Source organism: Desulfobacterales bacterium (genome assembly GCA_034003325.1).
Lineage (GTDB): Bacteria > Desulfobacterota > Desulfobacteria > Desulfobacterales > JAFDDL01 > JAVEYW01.
Window position 1 is genome coordinate 26,505 of sequence record JAVEYW010000004.1, and the last position, 24,908, is coordinate 51,412.

The window sequence follows — 24,908 nt, forward strand, 5'->3', positions numbered from 1 at the left end:
TATTTCCGCACTTTTTTCGATTTCAGATCGGACAACTCCACCCTAACTATATGCGTACTTTGGGGTATTTTATTTTTTCCGAAAGCCTTTAATCCCTCGACGTAATTCCTTTATATCCCGATGTATTAACCTGGCAATTTAATACCTGAGCATAGAAAAGCATTTTTTAGGCTAAAGCATCTAAGCACAGGCATCTTTGGAAAGATTGTTATATTTTCTGTTTTGTAATTGGTTGCCGGGTTAATATTAAACTTTTCTTCGATCTACCATAAAACCTACTTATTCATCCCCCTTAACCGCCGCACAATCCACTTACCAGGCACTTACCAACATGTGCATGGTGCATGCCGCGTGCTCGGTTCCGGAAAGCCCGCCTCCGGTTACATGCGTCATGGCTACCTTGGGGATCGGCTCCACCTGATAACCATCGCACTGTCCTCTCATCTGCTTCACGCTCGCCGCAATCTGCGCAGCCCCGGTGGCACCGATCGGATGGCCATACGCCAAAAGCCCCCCGCGCGGGCTGACAACGCATTGCCCGCCATAGGTGGATTGCCCCTCCCGGAGAAACTTCAACGATTCTCCTTTTCCGCATAACTGCATGACTTCATAGTACAGTACCTCAGCGATGGTAAACGCGTCATGCAACTCAACGATTTGAACCTCTTTGGGGCCGACACCCGATTCTTCATATAATTTCTCTACGGTCATTTCTATGATATCATCGCCCGTAATGTCCCTGGGGCGGTTGTGATAAGGGCCTGAACACAACACGGCGCCGGCGACCTTTACCGGTTTTTCGATACCCAATTTTTTTGCCATCTCCTTTGAGCAAACCACGACGGCGCCGGCACCATCGGAAATCGCGCAGCACTGATGCAGTGTCAACGGCGAAGCAATCTTTCGGGAGTTAAGCACCTCCTCAACCGTAATATCACCTTTGAACAAAGCGTACGGGTTATTCTTTGCATGCTTTCTATTTTTAACCGTAACCATCGCAAGATCTTCGGGGGTGCCGCCTGTCTCATACATCCATCGCTGCGCTCTTAAGGCGTACTTTCCGGTCATAACCGCGCCATGCCTTCCCTCGATATCCGAAGGATGCACGGCAAAAGCGAATCCGGATTCTCTGTGAAGGGTGTGATTTTCAGTCCCGACGGCAAGTGAAATATCGCTCAGACCGGTCGCCACATCTTTTACAGCGCAATAAACCGCCATGGCACCGGCAGAGCAAGCGCTTTCAACATTGATAATGGGCAAATGGCCACACAATCCTAAATCTTTAAGAACGGTCTGCCCGGTGACGAGCCCATTGGTCGCATTACCGACATAAGCACTCTGAATCACACCGGGCCGGTCAATATGGGATGATTTTATCGCCTCAAGCGCGGCAATCCGTCCTAATTCGTCATAATCTTCTTTATGAAACCCAAAAGTGGTTTCCCCGACACCGGCAATATAAACTTCTCTGTCCAACCTCATATGCGGCTCTCCTTATTTTTGCCTTTTAATTCGAAATCTTTTTGAATTTATAACTTGTTATCGGCAATCCATCGTTGTTCGCACCGATAACCCCGGTCGTCACTTCCACCGTTTCACCACATCTGAATGTTTCCACTTCACCCTCAAGCTGAGCAAAAATTCTCACATTCTCCGGGAGATCAATATATCCAAAAATATAAGGTGTCTTAACACGCGGTGAGCCGACATAAATATCCGTAAAACTATATAATATACCTTTTCGGCTCAGTGGTGTCATCTCGTATTCCTTCCCCCAGCAATTCGGGCAAGTATCCAGTTTGGGAAAATCCAATTGGCCGCATTTTTGACAGCGGTATCCTTTCAGATAGGGCGGAGAGCCATCCGTTGGCACTTCCAGTAAATCCTCTCGGAAAAAAATAATATCCGGTTCTTTTTCTTTTTTTTTCTTTTTTAATGTTTCCTCTTTCGCTGACATGGATATTTCCTTTCATGCTATTCATTGATTTATCCGGCTGCCAATTCACAGATCGCATGCCAATGTCACTTCTTTTTCACCGCCTACGCAAAGCCGTTACCAAGGGCAATGGGCGGTTTGCCACATCGTTATAACAGGCAGCAGGGTGTCGGTTCGCCTTAAACAGAATGACGGCCAAACCATCGGCAGGAAGCGGTGATTTTATTTTTTATTTTTTTCGTACAGAACCTTGGCAAAAAGAGCGGCTCCCAGAGCACCGGCGATTTGATAATCGACCTTCGTCTTTAAGGCTTTCACGCCGATTTCCCGTTCGATTCTCTCCACAACGCCTCTGTTTTTTGCAATGCCGCCCGTGATGACAAAGTCCTCTTCAACACCCATCTCTTTAATCTGCGCGCTTACGCGACTGGCCATGGCGCCCGTGTATGCCGCCAAAATCTCATTGATGGGAATTTTATTATACAGCATGCCCATCACTTCCGTTTTGGCAAACAGCACGCAAATATTGGAAATTGGCGGCGGCTCTTTATCCACCTGCAAAGACAGCTCACCAATATCCTGAATGGGAACACGCAACAGGTCCGCGATTACCTCCATCCCCCTTCCGGTTCCCGCGGCGCACTTTTCGTTCATCGAAAAATTGAGCACCTTGCCCCGGTCATCACACTTGATGACTTTCAAGTCCTGTCCGCCCATGTCCAGCACCGTGCGCACCGTCGGCCCATACATAAAATTGGCACCGCGCGCATGGCAAGCGATCTCGGTCACGGCCTTGTCGGCAAAGGGAACCTTGGCCCGGCCGTAGCCCGTGCCGACCGTAAAATGAATTTTCTCAAGCGTGAGTCCGGTCCCTTCCATGGCCCAATTGATCGCATTGATCGCACTTTGGGGGCTGTTGTGGCCGGTGCGCATACTAGCGGTCGCATAAAGCTCTCCATCCAATAAAATCACCGCTTGCGAGCTCACCGAGCCGACATCAACGCCGGCACTGATGACCTTGGCATCTCTCCAGTCTTTATCCTCAGCCTTCCAGTTGTATTCGTCCCATCTCCAAAATTCTTTTTTTTCTTCTTTTTTTGCCGCATTTTCCATGTGTTTTATCTCCCTTAACCCGGCTTTGCCGGAAGCTGTTAGCTGTGAGTTCATCGCTTCAGCCATGCTGATCCAATCTGTTAGAGTGACCGCCTTCTATTATGCTTTTTGAAGCGTATCCACGGCCAACAGCGCGGCCCCATAGGCGGCTATATATTCCGGATTTTCCATGCGGACAAAGTCCATTCCCAATTCTTTTTTCAAGGAATCCAGCATCCCTTCGTTGTACGCCACCCCGCCCGTAACGGTCACGGGCGCCTCGACTCTCACGCGCCTTGCCATCGATGAAATCCGGCCGGCCATGGCATCATGAACCGCTCGGCAAATATCATTTCGGGCCGTCTCCTCATGAATCAGCGATACCACTTCCGATTCCGCGAAAATAACGCATTGCGCATTGATGGGAATCGATTTGGTGGACTGCAAGGAGGCCGTCACGAAGTCTTCCAATGAAACCTCCATCGCCCGGGCCATGGCCTCCACAAAAGACCCGGCGCCGGCCGCGCATTTTTCGTTTACCGCAAAATCAACGACCTTGCCGGTGCCATCGCATTTGATGGCCATCGCGTCATTGGCGCCGATATCGATAATCGTGATAATCGAAGGGTCAATTGCATGCACACCGCGGGCGATGCTGGTCACCAGCGTCGTATCCTTGGCGGCGAAAACCGCACTTTTGGCGCCGGCGCCGGTCGCCAGAATATAATCGATTTCCTTTTCCTTGAAACCGTTCGTTTTCAACGTATCCTCAAAGGCATCCCGGATGGATTTTTCCCGGTCCATTTCCATCAGGCCGCTGCCCTTAGCGACAATCTGATTATCTTTCAACGCAACGACTTTAACTTTTTTGGCCCCGACATCTACTCCGACTGTTATCATTTTTCTTATCCCTTTCGTTATGATCTCGTAAGTTATTCTCCGGGCGCGGGAGAACCCGCCGCACGTTCTGTCTTAAATCTTCGGGATTCATTCGTTACAAGACCACCCCTTTAGGCCCTTTACCAGAAACATGCACGCCTTTGCGTGTATGCTCGCCGAAGGTGAAAGATGGCTTTTATGCATCCCAGCATCCCAGCATTCCAGTATCCGGCTTTGCCGGATTAGATTTAGATGGTGTGATATTACTTCAAGCCCAAGGTCTCCATGAAGGTGTCGATCCGCTTCATTGTTTCGGTTTCGTCGAATTCGCGCTCATCCCCCATATTTCCTTCATAGGTCATCACCGGTACCCCCTGGCTCACCAAGGCCAGTCTATGTTCAGCCACATTCAGCGATAATCCCTCGCAGCCACGATTATAATGGATCATAACGCCGTCGCAGTGCCATTGATCATACATCTGTTTCATGACATAGGCCTTTAATCTATGATCCTGCATGTTTTGACTCCAGAACTGCGTCATTAAATACCTTACCAGGATCTCCAGGCACTGGTCACGGTCTTTGATCTCTATGCCCATCTCCCTTGGCGTCTGCCGTTTTCGCATGATGCCGTCTTCTCCGATATCCCACGAAAACATCAATCCCATACTATAAAAGGAACCGATGCAGATGCAGCCATATCTTTCAAGATATCTGAAAATCTTGAGGAAGCCCCATGGCGGTTGTATATCATCCATGACACGGGACCTTTCGGTGGCCAGCATGCCGATACCACGGTCCACCCGGTCCTGAACTTCATCGCGGAGTTCCCGGTAAAAATCGGCGTGAGCCCTCGAGGCCTTGTCCAGGGTTGAGAGCGAATATAGGGTAAACATGCTCTTGGCATCGAGCGGCGCTGGAATTGCTTGATTGAGTATACATATTTCAGGCCATATGGTAAGGATATCAAAATAGTTTTCCGCTGCCTCAAACAGCAGTTCATCCTGAAAAGGGCGTTTCAATATTTTTTCTAGTTTTTCAATCTGCTCATGAATCTGATCGACGATATACCGTATGCCGTTTTCAGGGGGATCGTAATAAAAATGACCGGTCTCTTCATTTTTCTTCCAGCAAGGGCCTATGGATAGATCCGTAACCAGAACAGGTTTGTCTTTTCCCTCTATTCTGGACACTTCCTGATACCATTTCCCGTGGCTGCAGCACATATGAAACTGCCAGTAAAAATCCGGTTCCGGGAACGACCCGCCAAATGCATATTGGTTTAACAGTTTGGATCCAAGATAATTCCGCATGTAGGCACAAAGATCCCTGGGATACCCCGCCGCTTCCGCAGCCGCATGACACTTGGAAGCAAAGGGTTTATCAAAAGCGACACTGGCCCCATAGGGCTCGCCCGTCAACGGATAGACTTTCTTTCCAAATCCGGCCGGAACCGGATCCAGCCCGTGAGCGCCGCCGGACCATAAGATGCCGCCGTTTTCGCGGGCGGTTGCAGCATTTCGATAGTATTGGTCCCGCAGTTCTTTTGCTTTATTCCAGCACTTAATGGGCTCTGTCGGATATTTTATTTCCAGATCCAATTGCATGTTTTTATCCTCCATTTTGGCATATCAATTCCAATGATAATTTAATTCTAAAAAAGATCTTCCCCGGCCAAGGTTTCCAAGAAAGCGTCCACCCGGATGCGCATCGGTCCCAAGGGAACTGTTACATCAAACTCAAGACAGAGGGTGGGGATATTGTTTTGCGCAAACATATCCAACAATGCCACCTTGTCCGTTTCATGCGGATCACAGAATTTCTGTTGTACAATAATGGCACCGTCCACATGGTAGTCTTTTGTGAATTCGAGAATTCTGTCAAAACGCTTTCTTAATGGCCAGTCCTTACTCGGGCACGGGGTTCGGGCGATATACCTGTCGGCAATCGCCTTTAGAAGATCGGAACCCGGGGGCACTTCATCCCAGAAATATCTGCTTCCTGTGCAATGATCATCAATGACAATCGTCGATCCGACGCTTTCAACCATATTCATAAATTTAAAATCGTCGTTTTCGCTTCCCAAAACCATCAGCCTTTTTCCAGTATTTCTCTGCTGAAGCCGGTCGTATAGCTCCCTTTCAAGGAGTTCAGAGACAATTTGATTGTGCGCCTCCTTGTCCATCAACTGGCTGGCAACGACCATGTACATGGATTCCGTCCCGGTCATTGGCGGGCATTCCGCTTTTCTCAGGTTATACACCGCTTTCATCAATTTTCTGTTTCCGTTCACAATTTCAACCCCCCGGGTCAAATCATCTTCCGTAATCTCTTTACCTACCCACGCCTGAACGGCGTCTTTGAACTTGATCACTTCTTCTTTATAAAATTTAGCCGCGCTTTTGCTCTGAACCGCGTTGGGCATGGGGATCAGATAACTGAATTCGGTGGGCCTGTGTTCCCGCCAACTGCTGAAAGTCTGCCGTATATGAAGGCAGGATTGGGCAATCACAATGCCATCCAAATAATCATATTTTCCTTTGAGTCCCTGTGCCAAAACATCCCGGCAGAAAGGGCAGTACATGGCGAATAGGTGCGGCTCTGTTACGCTTTGAGGCGTGTGGTCTCCCAACAGTCTCACGGGAAGGACATTGGCGGCATATAATACTTCCTCCGGTACATAGGTGCATAAATACCCCATCACCTTTCCACCAGTTCTCTCTTTCCACTTCCTGGCATATTCATGCCGATTCTCATAAACCTGCTGAAATTCCTCAATCATCAGACACCTCCATAAACCTTTGGAAATAAAACGTTCGATCCGCCATTAAACGGTAGTTACGATGGTTACGATAACAACGAATAGAAGCAAATACCCTGCCAAATTTTTAACATGCTGTTATAATGCAAAAAAATATTCTTAGCGCCATCTGCTCAGGACAAATCCACAATATTTTGTGTTTACCCCCCAATTATTGTGTTTTCAAATTTTAAAGCTCATGTTAAAAAGGCAAAAGCGCGCATGACTCGGTACAACCAACTCTCGCCATGCCGGATTCGGTTTTTATTATTTTTTGCCGGGGGAAATTAAAATGGATACGAAAGCGTTTGCTATTCTCTTAAGCGGGTTAGATCAACAAAGCCTGTATTCCCTGCAAGTAGCGGCTCTTTTAGGGGATACCTTTTCATTGGATCATGTGTTGGAACTCACCAACATCAAACCCTCAAAGCTCTTAGTGCTCCTTGATGAAATGCTCAAACTGGGTGTTATGGGGGAAAAATTGGAGTTGGGAAAAGGCAACTATTGTTTCATCACCCCAAACGCCATCAAACCCATCTTAAAATCCATGACGGACGAACAAAAAATATCCTGCCAATCCGGCATTATCGATTATCTGGAACGAAACCTGCCCGACGATGAAAACAAACCAATCATTCTATCGGAACGTTACCTCCGTTTCAGGGGGCGCAAACAAGACCCCCATTATATGAAAAAAGCAGCGGACCATTTAATTGCCGGTCATAAAACGGCTGAGGCGCTTATACTGTATGACAAAATCATCACCGGTCTTTTGGGGAAAGACAGGAACACACTGGAGGACATGTTATTAATTGAATCCGTTATGTCCTATGCCCCCATTGCGGTCAATCTTCACCCGGCTGAAAAGATTTTCCCGCTTATAGAAAAATCAATTTTAATCGCTGAAGCACGAAAAAACATCAGAGCAAGGGCGATGCTGGAATTGTGCCTCGGCCATCTCCATCAATCTCAAGGCAACAGCCTAAACGCATCACCTCATTATGATGAGGGTTGGCGCTTGGCACAAGGGACAGGGGACCAGGATTTAATCAGAACGGCATCCAAATTTTTTGCCTTATCGTTGTTCTGGCAAGGGAAACTGGAAGAGGCCATCCACATGTACGAAATTACACTTGGAAACGTGGAGCAGATTTCACCTGACCTGCGGGATCTCTGGGCCAATCTTATGCTGGCGCATTGTTACGGCAAAACGGGCCGCGTTGCGCGTGGCGTGGGCCTGGCCGAAGCCATCAGAGAGCGGGCGGCAGCTAAAAATCATCTTAAAACACAGGGCTACGCCCATGCCGTGATTGCCGCGATATTATTGGAGGCGCGCCAAATTGAAGACGCCGAACCGCATATCCGCAAAGCATTGTCCATAGGAGAAACGACCGGCAGTGATCTGATACTCCGGATGGCCAAAGCATGCAGAGCGTATGAATACTTTTCTAAAGGGAATCTACCAGAAGCCAAAAGAGAGCTGGTTTCGGCAATTCATCTTGCGATGAAATTGGGCCAGCATCACCACCCGTCCTCATTAATTATTGAGATTTTATGGTCTCTTCATAGAGCCGACCTTGATATCGAGGAATATTCTTTTATCTCTGAATTAAATCGATTGCTCCATTGGCCGGATATTACCATGAGAGGAGTGGCATTAAGATATCAGGCAATCGTAAAGCAGATGTCCGGAGCATCCGTTGAAGAGATTGAACCGCTGCTGAACGAAAGTCATGACCTTCTCAAAAAAGCCGGTGCCCGCATCGAACTGGCGAAAACACAAATCGAACTGGCCAGATGGTTTGTTGAAAAGGGGGATATCCTCAGCGCAAAAAAGGCCGCCAATATCGCCTATCGCTCGCTGACGGAAATCGATATGGATTGGTTCCCTTCAGGGTTATTGTTCCTGGTTCAAGAACAGCCGAAGGAGATGCGCCTGTCTTATGGCATTTCAAAACTGGCCGCTGCCACTGATTCCCTGCCGGACTATAATGCCTATTTGGGAAAAGTGGTGACCATTCTAACCGATATGTTCGGGGCAGAACGTTCGGTTATTTTGTTAAACGATGGTGAAGGTTCGAATGTCGTATTGAAAATTGCCGCCGCTCGTAATTTTATCCCGGAAGAGCTTGACTATTTCAATAAAAACCCATTGCCAAAGTTTATAAGCACCGTTTTGAAACGTGAACGCCCCTTAATCATTTCCAACCTTAAAACAAACTCGAAATTTTTCAACCTGTTCCAGGATACGACACCCATAAAGTCGCTCGCGCTCTTGCCTTTGGTGTTGAACGAAAGCGTTTTCGGTCTGATTTATACGGATAACCGCCTCCTCAAAGGCGTCTTCCAGAAAAAAGACCTGGTGTTGATGACCGCAATCGCCACCCAAATAACACTTGCCCTGAAAAGCGTGTCTCTTGCCAAGGAATTGCAGCACATAAAAGATAAGGGCCGGGAAAATTCTTTTTTTGAAAAACAAACCTTAACGCACAAGGACTTCCCCAGACTGATTGGCGCCAGCAAAGCGATTACAGACGTGTTGAATAAAGTCAGAAAGGTTGCGGACACAGATGCCACCGTGCTTATTCACGGCGAAACCGGCGTCGGGAAAGAATTAATCGCTCAATCCATCCATCATCTGAGCAGACGGGCGGACGGGCCTTTTATCGCCGTCAACATTTGCGCTCTCAATGAAAACCTCCTACAAAGCGAGTTGTTCGGCTACGAAAAAGGCGCTTTTACCGGGGCGGAACGGTCAAAGGCGGGACGATTTGAGATGGCCGACGGGGGCACGATTTTATTGGACGAAATCGGCGATCTCTCCATGGAATCCCAGGTTCAACTCCTCAGGGTTCTGGAACAAGGTGAGTTTGAACGCGTGGGAGGCACCCGGACCGTCCGCTCCGATTTTCGCCTGATCGTGGCGACCAATCGAAATTTGCAGGATATGGTCGCCAGGGGGAATTTTCGTTCCGACCTGTTCTACCGTATCAGCACCTTTCCCATTCATATTCTTCCATTACGGGAAAGGAAGGAAGACATTCCAGGCCTTGTACACCATTTTCTAAAGAAATACTCCGAGCAGCACCGGAAAAAAATCAAAAGCATACCGGACACCGAGATGAAAAAGCTTCTCGACTACTCCTGGCCCGGAAATATCAGAGAGCTTGAACACTACACCGAACGAGCGGTGATACTTTCAGCAAATGAGCGCCTCACCATTACCGATTTTGCCGAGACCCGGCCCGTTTCGCATGAAAAAGAGGCCCCGGCCCAAACCGAATTGCGGTCCCTTGAGGAAATCGAACGAAACCACATCACAAGCGTTTTGGATCATTGCAGGGGCAGAATCCGGGGGGAACAAGGGGCCGCCAAAATCTTGGGGATGAAGCCCTCTACCCTCGAATACCGTATTAAAAAATTGGCGATAAAAAATAAAAACGGTCGCTGACAAGATCACCTATTTCAATTCTTACCAACAGCCCTGTTATCTTCTCCCAACCGCTCTTTCCAATTCACTTAAGGATATCATGCACCCGTAAAGCGCGTGATAGTAGTTGGTGTCCGCCTGGGTCAGAAATGCCCGGGCGTCCAGCACTTCAGTAGAGTTTACCACCTGCTGATCGTACTGGAGTTTCGTGATCCGCCAGTTTTCTTCGGCCTGTTCCAGGGCTTGTTCCGCGGTTTGAATGTTGTTGCGGGAGACGTCAAGATCCAGATAGGCTTTTTGAATTTCGAGCCGGACCCCGTCTTCGACTTCGAGGATTCGTTCCGCCAGCGCGTTTTTTGCGTGCAGCCCCCCGGACACCCGGAACCGGGTTTTTCCCCATTCGAAAAAGGTCCATTTTGCATAAAACGCAATGGCGGCATTATGCGGGTTACTGAAATCATTGTTCGATTCCGCCCAATCCTCGCCGTTTTGTTCAACCATGCCGACCAGGGAGATCTGGGGATAGTAATCGCTTCTGGCCAATGTCACGGCGGATGCCTGGTTCTCCAACCCCAGCCGCAGCGCTTTGAGCAGGGGCCTGTTTTTCAGGCCCTCTTTAACCAAGGCATCCATGTTAAAATTGAAAACGGGGCCGATCTTGCGTTCTGCAAGCGTTCGTTCAGTATTCATGTCGGTTGCCATGAGAAGATTCAGACGGGATATCGCCAGGATTACGTCCGCTTTTGCCTTTTCCTGCTGCTGGAGGGCATTGGCCAGGGCCACCTGAGATTTTAGCAGATCGTTGTGCGGAATGATGCCCTGGTCGTAGTATTTTTTGGCATCCTCGGTGTGCCCGCGCAGGGCGCTTACCTGCTCTTCCGTGACATTGCGTATCTTTTCAGCCAGCAGCGCATTTAAAAAGGCCGCCTTTACCTGTTGAACGAGATCGATCAGGGTCTGCTCCCGTTCACAGGTTTCAATTTCCACATTGTTTTTGGCGATTCTATATTGGGACGATAGTGCAAATCCGGTGAAAACCGGCTGAACAAGTGAAACATCCCAATGGTTCAGCCGGTCATGGGCCGTCTGTATTTGCGCGCCGCCGATGAGAACATAGGGGGCGTTACGCATCCGCGTATAGCGGTAATTGGCTTCGGCCTTGGCAAAAAAGTCGGAGATCGCACTTTTTTTGTATTCTATCGAGCGGTTCCGCTGTTCTGTGGCATCCTTGATTCGGGAATTATGTTCAACTGCCGTTTCGACAGCTTTCTGAAGCGTGAGGGCCGGAAAGGGTATGATAGCTGATTTTTGCGCTTCCGCACCGGCGCTTGTTGATATTGCCAGAATAACGGCGATACCGGTTACCAAAATCTTGTTCATGCGATATTCTCCTGTCTGAAAAAGAGGGAATAGAGCACCGGCACCACCAGGAGCGTCAGCAAGGTCGCAAAGGCGAGGCCACACATGATGGTGACCGCCATGGAGCCGAACATGGCATCGCTCACCAGAGGAATCATCCCAAGGATTGTCGTCATGGAGGCCATCATCACCGGGCGCATGCGACTGGTGCAGGAATCCATGATGGCCCGGTCCGGCGCTTTACCCGCCTTGATTTCCACAGTGATCTGGTCGATGAGCACCACCGCGTTTTTGATGAGCATGCCGATGAGGCTGTAAACTCCGAGCATGGACAGAAAACCGAAGGGCATTCTGAATACCAGCAGCCCGAGCGCAATCCCCACAATGGACAGGGGGACGGTGAGAATGATGATCAAGGGTTTTCGAACGGAGTTAAAGAGGAATACCAGGATTAGGCTCATGCCGATAAGGGTTGCCGGCAGAAACTTCTGAAGGCCTGCGATATCCCTTCGTGACAACTCATCTTCCCCCTCCCAGCTCAGGGAGTAGGCCGGCGGTAGCGGGATCGCCTCGATGGCCGGCCGCAGGCGTTTTAAAAGGGTGTCCGCGGTGACGCCCCGGACCGGATCACATTGCGCGCGGATTACCCGCCGCCGATCGTATCGCCAGATGATTGGATCCTCCCAAATGACCGTCTGCCGGTTAATTACCTGGCAAAGGGGGGTGCTGGCGGGCTTATTCCCCCAGACCGGAAGAGTTTCCAGGCTCGTCGATTGGATCGGGTCGAAACGGACTTTTACGGGGATCAGATCGTCCTTTTCCCGATACAGCCCCACAGTCAGCCCTTCTTCCAACCCCAGGAGGGTGTCGGCCAAGTGGCGCCGTTCCACCCCGGCGGCCCGGGCCTTTTGCTGGGCAAACACCGTTTCCAAGACCGGAACCCGTTCCCGCCAGTCATCGCAAATGTTCCTGGCGCGGGGATCTTTTCGCATAATCGCCTTGGCCTGTTCGGCCAGGTGACGCAACACTTTGGGGTCCGGTCCGAAAAAGCGGACCTCCACCTTGTAATCGGCCGTGGGGCCGGTGATGTGTTTCCACATATGGGGCTCGCCGTCCGGCAGATGTTCCATGAACCAGCTTTCCAGGTGTTCGATGAGGACGTCTATGTTGTTGTAATCATGAACATTGACCACCATCTGTCCGAAACAGGCTGCCGGCGGGGGCGGGGTGAGGGGGGCGGTAAAGCGGGGCGCCCCCTGGCCGATACAGGCCGCATATTCCTTGACCTCGGGCAGGGAACCCAGATGGGCTTCCAAAATCGCAAGGTCGTCCGCCATCGCCTGAATCCGGGTGCCTTCGGGACGGCGATAGTCGATAAAAAACTGGGCTCTGTCCGATTCGGCGAAGAACCATTGGGGGACTCGCTGAAAACCGAAGCCGCCGGCGGCCAGTAACCCGGCCATAATCAGCAGGGTCAGGGTCCGGTGCGTCAAAGCCGTGCTCAAAATCCGCTGATAAAGGCGGTAGGAAAGCCCGGAGTGCGGGGCTTTTGAGCCCTTTGTCGGCGATACCTTGAGAAAATAATAGCAGAAGACCGGCGTCTGGCTCATGGACAAAACCCAACTGATCATGAGCGCGATGCTCACCACGAGGAACAGGCTGGCGCAGTATTCCCCCGCATTGACGGGCGCCACGAAGATGGGCAGGAACGCAAGACACGCAATGACCGTGGCCCCCAACAGCGGCCATGCGGTCATCCGGGGGGGCTGAGCGATGGCATTCCAGCGCAGTTCCCCCTGTTGCAGTCGGGTCAAGGTGGCGTCGGTCACCACAATGGCGTTGTCCACGATCATGCCCATTACGAGGATGAGCGCCGCAAGGGAGATGCGCTGCAGTTCGATACACCAGATCTGCATGACCAAGAGCGTCCCCAAAATCGAGAGGATCAGATTCCCGGCAATGATCAGACCGCTGCGAAATCCCATGGAGATCAGAAGCACCGCGATCACGATGCCCACGGATTCCAGAAGATTGGTCATGAATTGTTTGATGGCGCCCTTGACGAGCCGCGACTGGTAGTACACCCCCTCCAGAGCGATGCCGACGGGAAGATCCGCCATCAGTTCATCGATTCGGGCCTGAATGGCATCTCCCATGGTGACGACATTGGCCCCTGAGGCCGCCGCAATGGCGATGCCGATGGCCGGCCGGCCGTTGAACCGCATCATGGGCTCGGGCGGTTCCACATAGCCCCGGGAGATGTCGGCCAGATCTTTTAGTAATATCTGGCTGCCCGTCCGGTCCTGGATGAGCAGTCCGGCAATGTCGGCCGGCCCGCCAAAGGCACCGGTGGTTTGAATGCGCAGGCGTTTGGCATCGATCTCCATGGAACCGGCGTTCACTAGTTCATTTTGCGGGTTGAGCACGTTGATGATTTGTTCCGGTGCGATACCGAGGCCCGCGCATTTAGCACGGGAAATTTGAATGGTGATTTGCTCGGTTCGGTTGCCGAACAGTTCGATGCGCTTGACATCCGGCACCAGCATCAATTCCCGTTTGATGAAATCGGCGTAATCCTGCAACTGCGCGGTGGTAAAACCCTCGCCCGTCAAAGCCAGAAAAATACCGTAAACATCGCTGTAATCATCGTAGACCTGTGACGGCCCGGCCCCGGGCGGAAGCCGGCACCTTTGGACATTGCGGCGGAGCATGTCCCACAACTGCTGAATCGCATCGGCACGATTATGCTCGTACATGTCCACATAGACCATGGACACGCCGGCCCGGGAAAAGGAGCGGATATGCTCCACCTCGTCGGTGTTCTGGACCGCCGTTTCGACCACGCGGGTAACCTGCTGCTCCACCTCATGGGGAGACGCACCGGGGTAGGGTGTGACGATCAGGGCGGTCTTGATGGTAAACGCGGGATCTTCCATTTTTCCCAATCGAAGGTAGGCATGCAGGCCGCTGATCAAAATCGCCGCCATAACGACCATCACAGTGGTCCGGTTGTTCAATGAAAAGTCGGATATATTCATTATTACCTTGCTTTCAGTCGAGAGTCGCGGGTTGCGTGTGCCATAGCGATGTCAAAAGCATCCGGCGGCCCATCCAAGGCCGAGGATTCCCTGATGTCAGGGTTCCGCTCCCACGTTACTTAAACCGGGAGGCTGAAGCAGGCGAACACGCTGGTGGTTGGTCAGGTAATGAACCCCCGCGGACACCACCCACTGGCCGGCTTTCAGATCCCCGGTGATGGATAGGCCGTGGTCCGTCACGCCGGTGACGGTCACGGGGTGATGTTGTACCGCCTGCTTCTCATTATCCAGAAGCCAGACAAAGCTTTGGTGATCCGAATCATTGGCAACAGCCGTCACCGGCACCATAAAGCATCTTGCGTCATTATCATTGCAGGCGATGGTAATGGTCACTTCAGCGGCCATGCCGGGCCGCACCTGCGGAACGGTACGCGCTTTTCCCGGTTCCAGAACCAGGGTCATGGGGTAAGTCCGGGTGGTGGCGTTCGGCTGCTTACCAACCTCCTTTAAGCAAGCGGTAAATGAGGCGCCGGGAAGGGCGTCAAACCGGCAGGAAAAGGAACGGAATTGATTCACTATAGGCAGAAAATTTTCGGGAAGGGCGACACCGACTTCAATGGCGGACAGATCGACCATCGAAACTACCGGTTGGCCGGCAGCGACGGTCTCATAATTTTCCACGTACTTGTGATGAATATACCCGTCATAGGGTGCCGAAAGCGCGGTGTCGCTCAGGGCATTGCGGGCGGTTTCCACTCTTCGGGTATCCTCGGCGACCTGGGCTTGAGCCGTTTCATAGGCCGCCTTTACCCGATCATAGGTGGCTTTGGCAGATGCCTTTTCCCTGACGAGCTTGGCGTATCGCTCAAACTGAAGGGTCGCTTCCTCCAGGCAGGCCCGGGAGGCGGCCAGCCGTGCTTGCGTGGTGTGCAGTTGCACCTCGAAATCCCGGGAATCAATCCGGGCGATGATGGTTCCTTTGGCCACATGGCGGCCGGTTTCGGCCGCCAGTGTCACCAGGGGGCCTCCCACTCTGAAGGACAAATCCGTGTCACGCAGGGCTTGGGCGGCGCCGGGAAAGGTTCGGTGCGACACCCCCGCGGCGGACACCAACTGAACGGCTTGGACCGGCCTGGGCCGTTCCCGGGGCGTAGCCGCCCCTGCGCTGTCCGCGCGGTCACAGCCTACGGTGAACGCGAGTATCAGGCAGATCAAGCCCCCTATGCCGAGTGAAGCGGCGAGGGTGCTGATTCCCCGGTGATAAGCCGATGTATTACCCATTTTCGATTGCATGATCATCCTCCTTGCGCCACCGGCGTTTGGGTACGGCTTTGAACCGATACCCATACCGCATGGTGGGTACGGCCCAGGGGGCGAAATGATTCCGCCAGCGAAGCGGCCGGAATTGACTTGTCGACAGTGGCGCATCCCGCTGACCGTTGAACCAGAACCAGCCAATCGTTGGGGATGACGGGATTTTGAAACAGTTCGAAGTGGACCGGTGGTGTTTTACCAACGCTCTGTAATAAAATGATCTTTTCCAGGGTGCTTTCTACGAGTGGGCCGTCCTTGCTGTTGTGGAGTCGAAGACTGATTAATTCTATTGCCTGCATGGCCTCTCCTTGTCTTGCAATGATTCAGGGGGATTTCCCGATGAATCTGTTTTCCCTGACATCACTCTGAGCCAGAAATGTGCCATAATTTATTTATTTGTTATAACAGTTAGATATGTTTTTGTGTTGGCATTAAATATCATATATGGTAGTTAAAAGTATCTTATTAGATATTTTAATAAAATAGTGTCGCATATGGTGTTTTGAGGGGTTCAATGAATCAGGATGACATGAGATTTTTTCACCAGGCCACCCGACTGATCTGCGGCAGCCTGGATATCGACACGGTCGTGGAGCGGTGTTTTGGGTATTTAAAGGATTTTTTCCCCATCAACACGTTGATGATGAGCCTTTACAAACCCGAGAGCGGGACTGTGAACGTCATCGCAATGGTGACGAACGGCCAAGTCCGCCGGCACGAGGCACCTATTGTTCTCAGCCGGGCTTCCCGCCGGGAAATCGACATGATCCACAAGCAGATACCCGACACGGATGCCCGGCAAAGCGGGGCGATGTCGCCCATGTCATCATTTGGCGGCAGGGTAGTGATACACGAAGACTCCCGCAACCATATCAACGCCCGGGAGGTGACGTCCGCTCTGGGTTTCGGGGCCGTATCGGACATGGTGCTTTACCTCAAGATGGAGGGGGAAATACTCGGGGTTGTGGGGGGCATCGCCGACGGACGCCATCGCATAACGCCGGCCCATGCCCGGCGTTTCGCCCTGCTTCATGATCCCTTTGCCATTGCCATGTCCAACGCCCTCAAACACCGGGAAGTGCTTCGCCTCAAGGAATTGCTCACGGACGACAACCGTTATCTGCGCGAAGAACTCCATCGCATTTCAGGGGAGGATATCATCGGCGAGAATTTCGGTCTTCGCGACGTCATGGAGATGGTCGGCCAGGTGGCCCCTCTGGACAGTCATGTCCTTTTGCTGGGGGAAACCGGCGTGGGCAAGGAAGTCATCGCCAACGCGATCCATTATGCATCGCCCCGGCGAAACGGCCCGCTCATCAAGGTAAATTGCGGAGCGATTCCGGAGATGCTTCTGGACAGCGAGTTGTTTGGTCATGAGAAGGGGGCCTTCACCGGCGCGGTGGCACTGAAACGCGGGCGGTTTGAACGGGCCAACGCGGGCACCCTTTTTTTGGACGAGATCGGGGAACTGCCCCAAGCCGCCCAGGTGCGGCTGTTACGGGTTATTCAGTTCCGGGAAGTAGAGCGGGTGGGGGGTATCGGCACGGTGCCTGTGGATGTCCGGATCATCGCCGCCACCCATCGCAACCTGGCGGAATGGGTCAAAAAGGGGGATTTCCGGGAAGATCTCTGGTTTCGGCTCAATGTATTTCCCATTACCATTCCGCCGCTTCGGCATCGAAAGGCCGATATTCCGGCGCTCCTGCACCATTTTATCGAACGCAAGGCTCGGGAAATGAAGCTGCGGTATCTGCCGGTGCCGGCGCCCGGCGTGGCCGAAAGATTGCAACAATACAACTGGCCGGGAAATGTCCGGGAATTGGAAAATGCCGTGGAACGGGAACTCATCCGGCATCAGGCCCGGGGAGCGGGACATCCCCTGGCGTTCAAGGATGTTCCCGGGAATCCCGCCGCAACGCCGTCTTTGCCGCCGACGCCGGTGACCGGCAATTCCCTTCTGCTAGCGGATATGGAACGCACCCATATTCAGCGGATCCTGGAAATGGTGAATGGAAAGATCCAGGGGGCCGACGGTGCGGCCGCCCGTCTGGGCCTACATCCCAGTACGCTTCGAAATCGCATGCGCAGGCTTGGGGTCGCCTTTGGCCGGGAGGTGATGAATTGAAAATAGCCGCCATTGTATCTTCAATTTAAGGGCGCGCGCAGTGTCGCGCAAAAGCTGCCCACTCACCATCGGCGAGATGACCCGGGGCATGGAAAAATCGTCATAGCCGGTGTTCGATCGTCGTGAATGTTCGATCGTCGTGAATGGACTAATTACTTTTATCCCGGTAATATTTCAGTTCCCCCTTTTTCACTTTTCCCCACGCCGTCATCGGCAGGGAATCAATAAATTCAACATGCATCGGGAACTTATATCGTGCCACCTTTCCCTTGAGAAATTCCAGCACCTCTTCTTTGGTCAACGTTTCATTTTCCCTGCAAACGATAAAAGCCTTTCCAGTCTCCCCCCATCTGTCATCCGGCACGCCGATGATGGCGACATGCTCTATTTTGGAATGATCCGCCAATACTCGCTCCACTTCGGCCGGATAAACATTCTCGGCGCCGCTTCGGTACATGTCTTTTGCCCTGTCGGCAATGTATAGAAAACCGCTCTCATCCATATACCCAAGATCCCCTGTGAAGATCTTGCCGTTCACGATGGTGGCGGCGGTTTCTTCCGGCATGTTCCAGTAGCCGGTCATCACGTTGGGACCGCTCCCAACGATATGGCCGATTTCCCCCGCGGGCAATCGATCGCCCTTTTCATCTTCCACCCACATGTCCGAAAAGAAATTGGGCAACCCGCAAGCACCCATCTTGGGGAAAACAAATTCTTTCGGCATCAGCGTCATCGCGGAATTTTCCGTCAGCCCGAAACCCATTTGTAAATACAGCCCTTTTTCAGCAAGCTTTTCGAACAACGTGACCGGCGTCCTTTCCCCGCCGCCGAGCACCACCCGCACACTGCTGAGGTCCACCCGGTCCAGCACACCGGTTTCCAGAACAAAGCGAAACATGGTCGTTAGACCAAAAACAATGGTTGCGCGGTAAGTCTCAATGTCCTTTCCAAATCGCTCGGCATCGAATTTTTTACGCATCAGCAGTGTAACGCCCCGGCACAATCCCGTTGTCGCCGCACCCGCGAGCCCCGCCGAATGGCAAAGGGGCGCCTGGGATAAAAACACATCGTCCTCTCGCATGTCGGAGAAAAAAATATACTGAAAGCTCTTGAAATAGGTTTGGCCGTGTGAAATGACCGCGCCTTTCGAGGCGCCGGTAACCCCTGAAGTATACAGGATAAGAAGGGGATCATCCAAATCAATCGGTGCATCCGGCGTGGGTTCTGTCTTTGGATACCCGCTGATCGCTTTGTGATAATCCATCGCCCAGTCGGGGGGACCATCGAAATTCGTTCCAAAAGATCGCAGCCACATAAACTTATCTGCCTCGACTGAAACAGAAGATCGGATCAGCGCCACTTCATTCTGCGTCTCATCATGAAATATGAGAAGCCGGGCCCCGCAGCTGTTAATCTGATAGGCCAGCTCTCTGGAAACCATTCTGAAATTCAGAGGAACGAAAATTAGGCCCAGTTTTGCGGCGGCAAAATAGCACGCCAGAACCTCCGGGCAATTAAAAAGATTCACGGCAATGCGATCCCCTTTTTTCAGCCCCTTGTCTTTCAAAAAGTGAGCGACTTGGTTCACCTCATCGTTCAGCGCACGGTATGAAATGCCTTCATCTTCAAATATGACGGCTGGTTTTTCGGGCGTCAGCGATGCCCGTTTGCTCATTATTTTTCCAACACTCCAGTGCATAACTTCAAACCCTCTGCTATATTTTTCTCCATCGCAACCAATAGGCCAAAAAATAATATTTCCCCATTATATGCAGATATGCTAAACGCTGTAAAAAAACAACCATTCGCAACCTGCTTCGGCCTTTTTCGGGCAGAAGCGCAATTGAGTTGATAGGCTGAGCCGGCATTGAATATCATCAAGGTTGGCACCGCTTCATTTTAAAGGGGGAATATGCGTTGGATCATGGGTTTCATGTTATTTTTGGTCGCAGTACCCTGTTGGGCCGGCGGGCAGGATCAATTCAGAGAGGCTGAAGACTTATGGCAGAAATCAGAAAAAGAAAAAGCCGTGACAAGTTATCTGGCCGCCATTAAATCCGGCGAGCTTTCCGAGCCGCAGCGTATCATGGCCCACTATAACGTCGCGATCTTCTATTTTTTGGCTGAAGATGCCAAAAAGGCCATCGAAAACACTGACAAGATTTTAATATCACAGCCCAATCATGTCGGCGCACTTAGCCTGCGCGCCAATTGCTATGATCGGCTTAAAGATGATGCGCACGCCCTTGCCGATTGGGACAAGCTCCTTGAGATAGATCCCAATGATGCCTTGGTATACAATGACCGCAGCTATTTTTATCTGGATAGAGGGGATCTTAATAAAGCCATTTCAGAAATGGAAACCTATATCAAAATGCAACCCGACAGCCCGGAGCAGTTACAACAGCTTGATAAACTCAAGGCGAAACGATCGCAACAGTCTAAGGCGTTATAGGCCCTTTACCTGAAAACATGCACGCCTTTGCGTGTATATTCGCCGAAAGTGAGAGATGACTTTTATGCATCCCAGCATTCCAGCATCCGGCTTTGCCGGATTAGGTTAAAGCGGATGCCTCCCATAAGAAAGTCGCCCGAATAAGGATAATCCCGATTCGTGACAAAAGGAACGCTGCGTTTAATGCCTGAAAACGCTTTTTTCCGTCGGGACGGGAACCGGCGTTCGATTCGACTCGCGGCGGCTGCCTTGAGCCGCATAGGTCAAATAGGGGATAATGGCCTCGTTTTTGTTGCCGCCGCTGCCGTCATAGGTGATTGAAACGACGGGCACTCCCGTAAGACGTTCTATTTTTCCGGCCATGGCCTCGGTGATCAGGCCGGGGCAGCAAAAAGACGGGCTGGCATGAACAAACAGGGCGATATCCGGATATTGCTTCAGCAAATAATGAACCTTCAGAATGTTGTCCATCGTCTCGCCGGTGTGCTCGATGCGCATGTTGTAACGGGATAAAATTTCCTCGGCCGATTCATCGTAAACGGGTTCCGGTTCGTTCAAAATCCGTTCAAAATACAGGTAATAAATTTTTTCCTTTCGCCTTAAGGAGGCCATCCATACCGATGAGGCAAAGGCATCCCAGAAATGCCCTTCAATAAACCATTTCCGGTAATAAAGCTTTGAAATCATTTTAAGGTATTCGCTGTATGGCAGGGTGATCACCTCCCCGCCGTGCGCCTCGATAAAATGAATCAGGTTCTGGTTGATAACGGGATTGTCCCTGACATATAAATCCCCGAAAATCGCTACTTTCGGCCTTTGATTCGATGCCGCCGAGTGCGTGGTGCCGATTTTTTCAAACCGGGACACAAGGTTCGAAATCACCGCTTCTTTTGAGTCGTCTTTAAGAAAGGCCTCGGTCAGAAGGGACACGGCGTCCGCGATAACCCGGTCGGTTTCGCCCACCGTTGTTTCAAAGGGTCTGATGTTACATCCCATTTTTCGAATGTACCCACCGAACATGTAGGCAAAATAATTATTCATGGGCAAAAAAAGCGCGATGTCGATCATCGACAATCGGCCGACACACACCTCGGCCCGCTCCATACCGTGGCCGTAGCTATTTAGAAGTGTTTTAATATGATGCGGATATAATCTTAAATTGCATGCAATCTGACCCACGGGCAACCAAAGCATGGTCCGGCCGGGATCCAAATCGTGGGTTTCAATATAATCCGCAAAATTCTGGGCGATGATGTTCAGGGGAAGGCATTGTCCTGTATTATGCTTCAAACTGTTACGAATGGTTGATGCACTTTCTTCCAGACAGCGGGCGTCCAATCCGGCGCGCCTGAGGTTTGCCGCGATCAATGGGCAGCTCAGCGGATCCCAGTTGGGTATCAGCAGGGTTTTGTCGTGACTGTCTTTTACATCACGCAAATCCGGTGCCGGCAGGGCCGTTTGGCAGGCGTTGCTTCCATGCAGCGCATGGTGATGATGAAACGACCGGCACGCGGCTTCAATCCGGGTTTCATAGCCGACCCTCGAATCGTGCTCGTCCAGTTGCAAAATGAGGTAGGGTTTTCGATGCGCGCTCATTATCTCTTTAAAATAGTCGATCACAAACGCATCCGGAGAACACCCGAAGGCCGTTACCAGCACGGGGTAAGCGCCCGGTGTCTTTGCCGTCACTTCGGCGGCGGCCAGAATTTCAGCGGCATAGTGCCAGTGAATTTCCTGAAGCAAGGGGGCGATTGATGTTACATCCGCGTCGGTAACCGAGAGCATATCCTGGTAAACGGCCTTGACGCCCAGCGCGGCAAAAAGATCGGGAATGCCCTTATTCATGGTCTTGGAAAGAACCATGTACGGCCGGCCCAGCAATACGGCATGCCATTCCTCCTGCGCCGCACCCGCCATCGATTGATAGGCCGCTTTTAATTCGGACCGGCATGCCGCCATGAACGCCCTTGCCTTCTCATAAGCGGCCGAAACTTCCAAAAAGCTGATGGACCGATTTGAAACCGCTTTAAGCATGCGGTAAAGCTCAGCCTTCGTAAAAAAGCTGCTGTACAGATAGTGTACCATGGGGGTGAGCAGGCGCTTTCCGTCGGTAGCCGTGCCGCAAGAAGCGGCCAACGCGGTTGAAAATTGGGTGTAATAGCAATATTGCCGGCGCAGTCCCTTCTGCTCGGCTTTCTGCTCTAAATAGACGGGCATAAACACGTAATCCGCCTTTTTCAGCAGCCAGTCGACATGACCATGCATGGCGGTCATGGGCGCGCAGAATTCCGCGCCCGCCAGTCGCTTTCCATCCCGAAGCCCGGTGGCCAATGGTTCACTGGTCAGGGTGCGAATGTTAAGGGAGTGAAAAAAATGTTCCCAAAGCGGCATATCCGCTACCAGGTGAAGGACGGCCGGAATCCCGATGGTAATCCCCTCTTTCGCCTTCGGTTGTGAGGGAAGGGAAAAGGTCTTTTTCCGGTCTTTAAGCAAATCGTATCCGGAACGGTTGTTGCTCACATAGTTGCCGGTATCGTAGTCCCTGCCGCATAAAAATCCGTACGCCACCGTCGCGCCGTCCACTTGCGCCACGGTGATTTTACAGTGATTGGTGCAGTACTCACACACCTCCGAACGAACGGGAATATCGAGTTCGCTCAACTGCAGCCCCTTGAATCCGCTTTGGGTCACGGGTTGCGCCGAGAGCATCAGCGCGACCCCCATCGCCCCGGTAAGATGGCAATAGCGGGAAACGCGAATGGGTTTTTCAAGGCGTTGCTCGAATGCGGCCACCAGCGCCCGGTTTTTCGCAGTAGCACCCTGAAAAACAATATTCTTGCCGATCCGGCGCTCGACGGCGACCTTGGTCAGATAGTTATCCCGAACCGAGTGCAGCGTGGCGGCCAGCAACTCGTTGACGGCATATCCTTCAGCCAAATATTGATTGATGTCCCTTTCCATGAAAACCGTACATCGATCACTGGCAAGCGGGGCCGCGACGTTCTCCGCGGCCGCCGAAAAATCGGCCAGGGGGCACCCGAGCCGTTTGGCCTGCTCTTCGATAAAACTGCCCGTGCCCGCAGCGCACACATTATTCATTGCGGAAAAGGTGACCTGACCGTTTTCCAGAAGGGTGAATTTTGCGTCCTGCCCGCCGATTTCGATCAGGGTGTCCACGTTCGCATCCAGTTCAACAGCAGCCAACGCATGCGCGGTGATTTCATCCACAACGAGATCCGCGCCGATGAGCTTGCCGATAAATTTTCTACCCGCGCCGGTTGTCCCGGCAGCAAGTAGGTTAAAGGATGCCCCCGATGAGGCCGCCATATGCCGAATCGCGGCAAACAGGGCCTGGGTCGCCCGAATCGGCGCGCCGGCGGTTCGCGTGTAAAACCCGGTCAGCACGGTCTTATGTTTGTCCATGAGCACGGCTTTGGTGCTCGTGGAACCGATATCGATGCCCAGATAAACCCCCTCGCCGACCGGGGGGCGAGAATACCGATCCACCGCCACTGTCAGCCGGGATCCGTCTTTTTCATGCACATATTCATAGGCATCCTTGCTGAAAAAATCCGGATACGATGACAAGAATAGTTTCAGGGGACGATAGGCGTATACGCGCCTTGTTTGAGAGGGGAGAAACAACTCATCCACGGCGTGCAACCGCATCGGCTCGGCCGCATCCTTTTCGCTCAGCAGGTTCAGGGCTGCGCCAAAAGCACCGTAAAACAGCGTATCGGCAGTAATCACCTCTTTTCGGGTAATGGCCTTGATGTGGTTGACCACGGCTTCATTGAGGCTGACTCCGCCCGTAAACAGAATGGGGTCCGGCGTGTCTTCATGAATCTCCAACGTATCGACGATGTTTTTGGCGAGACCACGACAAAGCCCGTCACAGATGGCGGGCAGCGAAAACCCCATCTGCTGCGCATGCGCCAGATCGGTTTTGGCAAACACCGCGCATCGCGTGGCGATTCCGGGAACAGGGCCTTTATTCGAAAGCGCCATGCGGCTGAGCGCCTCTGTATTCGAAAGGACCAACCGTTCGGCCTGCTGATCCAGAAAGCTGCCGGTTCCCGCCGCGCAACCGGTATTGGTCATCAATTTCCGGTAACGGCCGTCCGCATCAAAAAGAAGAATGCCGAACTTTTCCCCGCCCACAAAAAGAATCGAGCCGAAATGGAGGTAAAAATGGCGCGCGGCGCTGATCATCGATACCCGGTTATCCACCGTTCGGGTGCAGCGAATGATATCCGGCGTGGAGGAGGTGACGGCAATGCCGCAAACGCTCGATAGATCACGGCCGGCGAGGATTTTATCTCTTATCGTGCCCTTAACATCGCCGTGATGGGGTGCATACGCCCTGTAAACAATGTCCTTCTCGGGGGTTATTTCAACAAGGCAGACCGACACCGAACCGATATCGACACCAAGTAGCCCGCGGGTGGATGACATGGCAACCTCCCTGTTATGATCACGG

Annotated in this window: 15 protein-coding genes; 3 read left to right on the forward strand and 12 right to left on the reverse strand. The window is 52.0% G+C overall.

The annotated features are described in order from the left end of the window. Positions 1-312: 312 nt before the first annotated feature. The 6 genes from RBT11_05170 to bzdN form a co-directional block, all read right to left on the reverse strand. Positions 313-1,482 carry a thiolase family protein gene (locus RBT11_05170; GenBank protein MDX9786138.1) on the reverse strand — a complete coding sequence of 390 codons (1,170 nt, stop codon included), beginning with the start codon at positions 1,480-1,482 and terminating at the stop codon, positions 313-315. Positions 1,483-1,507: 25 nt separating this feature from the next. Then, positions 1,508-1,957 carry an OB-fold domain-containing protein gene (locus RBT11_05175; GenBank protein ID MDX9786139.1) on the reverse strand — a complete coding sequence of 150 codons (450 nt, stop codon included), beginning with the start codon at positions 1,955-1,957 and terminating at the stop codon, positions 1,508-1,510. A gap of 201 nt (positions 1,958-2,158) precedes the next feature. After that, on the reverse strand, positions 2,159-3,049 hold the full coding sequence (gene bzdQ / locus RBT11_05180; protein ID MDX9786140.1) for a benzoyl-CoA reductase, bzd-type, subunit Q: 891 nt from the start codon (positions 3,047-3,049) through the stop codon (positions 2,159-2,161). Positions 3,050-3,148: 99 nt separating this feature from the next. Further along, positions 3,149-3,928 (reverse strand): acyl-CoA dehydratase activase, encoded by a 780-nt coding sequence (locus RBT11_05185; GenBank protein ID MDX9786141.1) that lies wholly within the window; start codon positions 3,926-3,928, stop codon positions 3,149-3,151. Positions 3,929-4,170: 242 nt separating this feature from the next. After that, positions 4,171-5,514 carry a benzoyl-CoA reductase, bzd-type, subunit O gene (bzdO, locus tag RBT11_05190; GenBank protein ID MDX9786142.1) on the reverse strand — a complete coding sequence of 448 codons (1,344 nt, stop codon included), beginning with the start codon at positions 5,512-5,514 and terminating at the stop codon, positions 4,171-4,173. 47 nt (positions 5,515-5,561) lie between these two features. Then, positions 5,562-6,689: a benzoyl-CoA reductase, bzd-type, subunit N gene (bzdN, locus tag RBT11_05195; protein ID MDX9786143.1), complete on the reverse strand. Its 1,128-nt coding sequence runs from the start codon at positions 6,687-6,689 to the stop codon at positions 5,562-5,564. Positions 6,690-6,999: 310 nt separating this feature from the next. On the opposite strand from bzdN, the gene RBT11_05200 reads away from it, so the two are divergent. Beyond that, on the forward strand, positions 7,000-10,158 hold the full coding sequence (locus tag RBT11_05200; protein MDX9786144.1) for a sigma 54-interacting transcriptional regulator: 3,159 nt from the start codon (positions 7,000-7,002) through the stop codon (positions 10,156-10,158). Positions 10,159-10,194: 36 nt separating this feature from the next. Here the strand turns inward: RBT11_05200 and RBT11_05205 are convergent, their stop codons facing one another. From RBT11_05205 to RBT11_05220, 4 genes are all read right to left on the reverse strand, one after another. Continuing rightward, the gene (locus RBT11_05205) at positions 10,195-11,517 is read right to left on the reverse strand and encodes a TolC family protein (GenBank protein ID MDX9786145.1); all 1,323 of its coding nucleotides are present in this window, start codon (positions 11,515-11,517) and stop codon (positions 10,195-10,197) included. After that, on the reverse strand, positions 11,514-14,534 hold the full coding sequence (locus tag RBT11_05210; protein ID MDX9786146.1) for an efflux RND transporter permease subunit: 3,021 nt from the start codon (positions 14,532-14,534) through the stop codon (positions 11,514-11,516). The genes RBT11_05205 and RBT11_05210 overlap by 4 nt, the downstream gene beginning before the upstream one ends. 96 nt (positions 14,535-14,630) lie before the next feature. Beyond that, a complete protein-coding gene (locus tag RBT11_05215) occupies positions 14,631-15,827 on the reverse strand; it encodes an efflux RND transporter periplasmic adaptor subunit (GenBank protein ID MDX9786147.1) in 1,197 nt (398 codons plus the stop codon). A gap of 2 nt (positions 15,828-15,829) precedes the next feature. Next, positions 15,830-16,147, reverse strand: coding sequence for a hypothetical protein (locus RBT11_05220; GenBank protein MDX9786148.1), 318 nt, complete (start codon positions 16,145-16,147; stop codon positions 15,830-15,832). A 230-nt stretch (positions 16,148-16,377) separates the two neighbouring features. On the opposite strand from RBT11_05220, the gene RBT11_05225 reads away from it, so the two are divergent. Next, a complete protein-coding gene (locus RBT11_05225) occupies positions 16,378-17,973 on the forward strand; it encodes a sigma 54-interacting transcriptional regulator (GenBank protein MDX9786149.1) in 1,596 nt (531 codons plus the stop codon). A gap of 148 nt (positions 17,974-18,121) precedes the next feature. Here the strand turns inward: RBT11_05225 and RBT11_05230 are convergent, their stop codons facing one another. Continuing rightward, positions 18,122-19,648, reverse strand: coding sequence for an AMP-binding protein (locus RBT11_05230; GenBank protein MDX9786150.1), 1,527 nt, complete (start codon positions 19,646-19,648; stop codon positions 18,122-18,124). A 258-nt stretch (positions 19,649-19,906) separates the two neighbouring features. Between RBT11_05230 and RBT11_05235 the strand changes: the two genes are divergently transcribed. Then, complete coding sequence (locus RBT11_05235) at positions 19,907-20,428, forward strand: tetratricopeptide repeat protein (protein MDX9786151.1); 522 nt, start codon at positions 19,907-19,909, stop codon at positions 20,426-20,428. Between the two features lie 180 nt (positions 20,429-20,608). Here the strand turns inward: RBT11_05235 and RBT11_05240 are convergent, their stop codons facing one another. Then, positions 20,609-24,883 carry an acyl-CoA dehydratase activase gene (locus tag RBT11_05240; GenBank protein ID MDX9786152.1) on the reverse strand — a complete coding sequence of 1,425 codons (4,275 nt, stop codon included), beginning with the start codon at positions 24,881-24,883 and terminating at the stop codon, positions 20,609-20,611. Between the last annotated feature and the right edge of the window lie 25 nt (positions 24,884-24,908).

Excerpts from the sequence above, each read along its gene's own strand:
- RBT11_05170 (MDX9786138.1), bottom strand. The coding sequence starts at position 1,482 with ATGAGGTTGGACAGAGAAGTTTATATTGCCGGTGTCGGGGAAACCACT.
- RBT11_05175 (MDX9786139.1), bottom strand. The coding sequence starts at position 1,957 with ATGTCAGCGAAAGAGGAAACATTAAAAAAGAAAAAAAAAGAAAAAGAA.
- bzdQ (MDX9786140.1), bottom strand. The coding sequence starts at position 3,049 with ATGGAAAATGCGGCAAAAAAAGAAGAAAAAAAAGAATTTTGGAGATGG.
- RBT11_05185 (MDX9786141.1), bottom strand. The coding sequence starts at position 3,928 with ATGATAACAGTCGGAGTAGATGTCGGGGCCAAAAAAGTTAAAGTCGTT.
- bzdO (MDX9786142.1), bottom strand. The coding sequence starts at position 5,514 with ATGCAATTGGATCTGGAAATAAAATATCCGACAGAGCCCATTAAGTGC.
- bzdN (MDX9786143.1), bottom strand. The coding sequence starts at position 6,689 with ATGATTGAGGAATTTCAGCAGGTTTATGAGAATCGGCATGAATATGCC.
- RBT11_05200 (MDX9786144.1), top strand. The coding sequence starts at position 7,000 with ATGGATACGAAAGCGTTTGCTATTCTCTTAAGCGGGTTAGATCAACAA.
- RBT11_05205 (MDX9786145.1), bottom strand. The coding sequence starts at position 11,517 with ATGAACAAGATTTTGGTAACCGGTATCGCCGTTATTCTGGCAATATCA.
- RBT11_05210 (MDX9786146.1), bottom strand. The coding sequence starts at position 14,534 with ATGAATATATCCGACTTTTCATTGAACAACCGGACCACTGTGATGGTC.
- RBT11_05215 (MDX9786147.1), bottom strand. The coding sequence starts at position 15,827 with ATGCAATCGAAAATGGGTAATACATCGGCTTATCACCGGGGAATCAGC.
- RBT11_05220 (MDX9786148.1), bottom strand. The coding sequence starts at position 16,147 with ATGCAGGCAATAGAATTAATCAGTCTTCGACTCCACAACAGCAAGGAC.
- RBT11_05225 (MDX9786149.1), top strand. The coding sequence starts at position 16,378 with ATGAGATTTTTTCACCAGGCCACCCGACTGATCTGCGGCAGCCTGGAT.
- RBT11_05230 (MDX9786150.1), bottom strand. The coding sequence starts at position 19,648 with ATGAGCAAACGGGCATCGCTGACGCCCGAAAAACCAGCCGTCATATTT.
- RBT11_05235 (MDX9786151.1), top strand. The coding sequence starts at position 19,907 with ATGTTATTTTTGGTCGCAGTACCCTGTTGGGCCGGCGGGCAGGATCAA.
- RBT11_05240 (MDX9786152.1), bottom strand. The coding sequence starts at position 24,883 with ATGTCATCCACCCGCGGGCTACTTGGTGTCGATATCGGTTCGGTGTCG.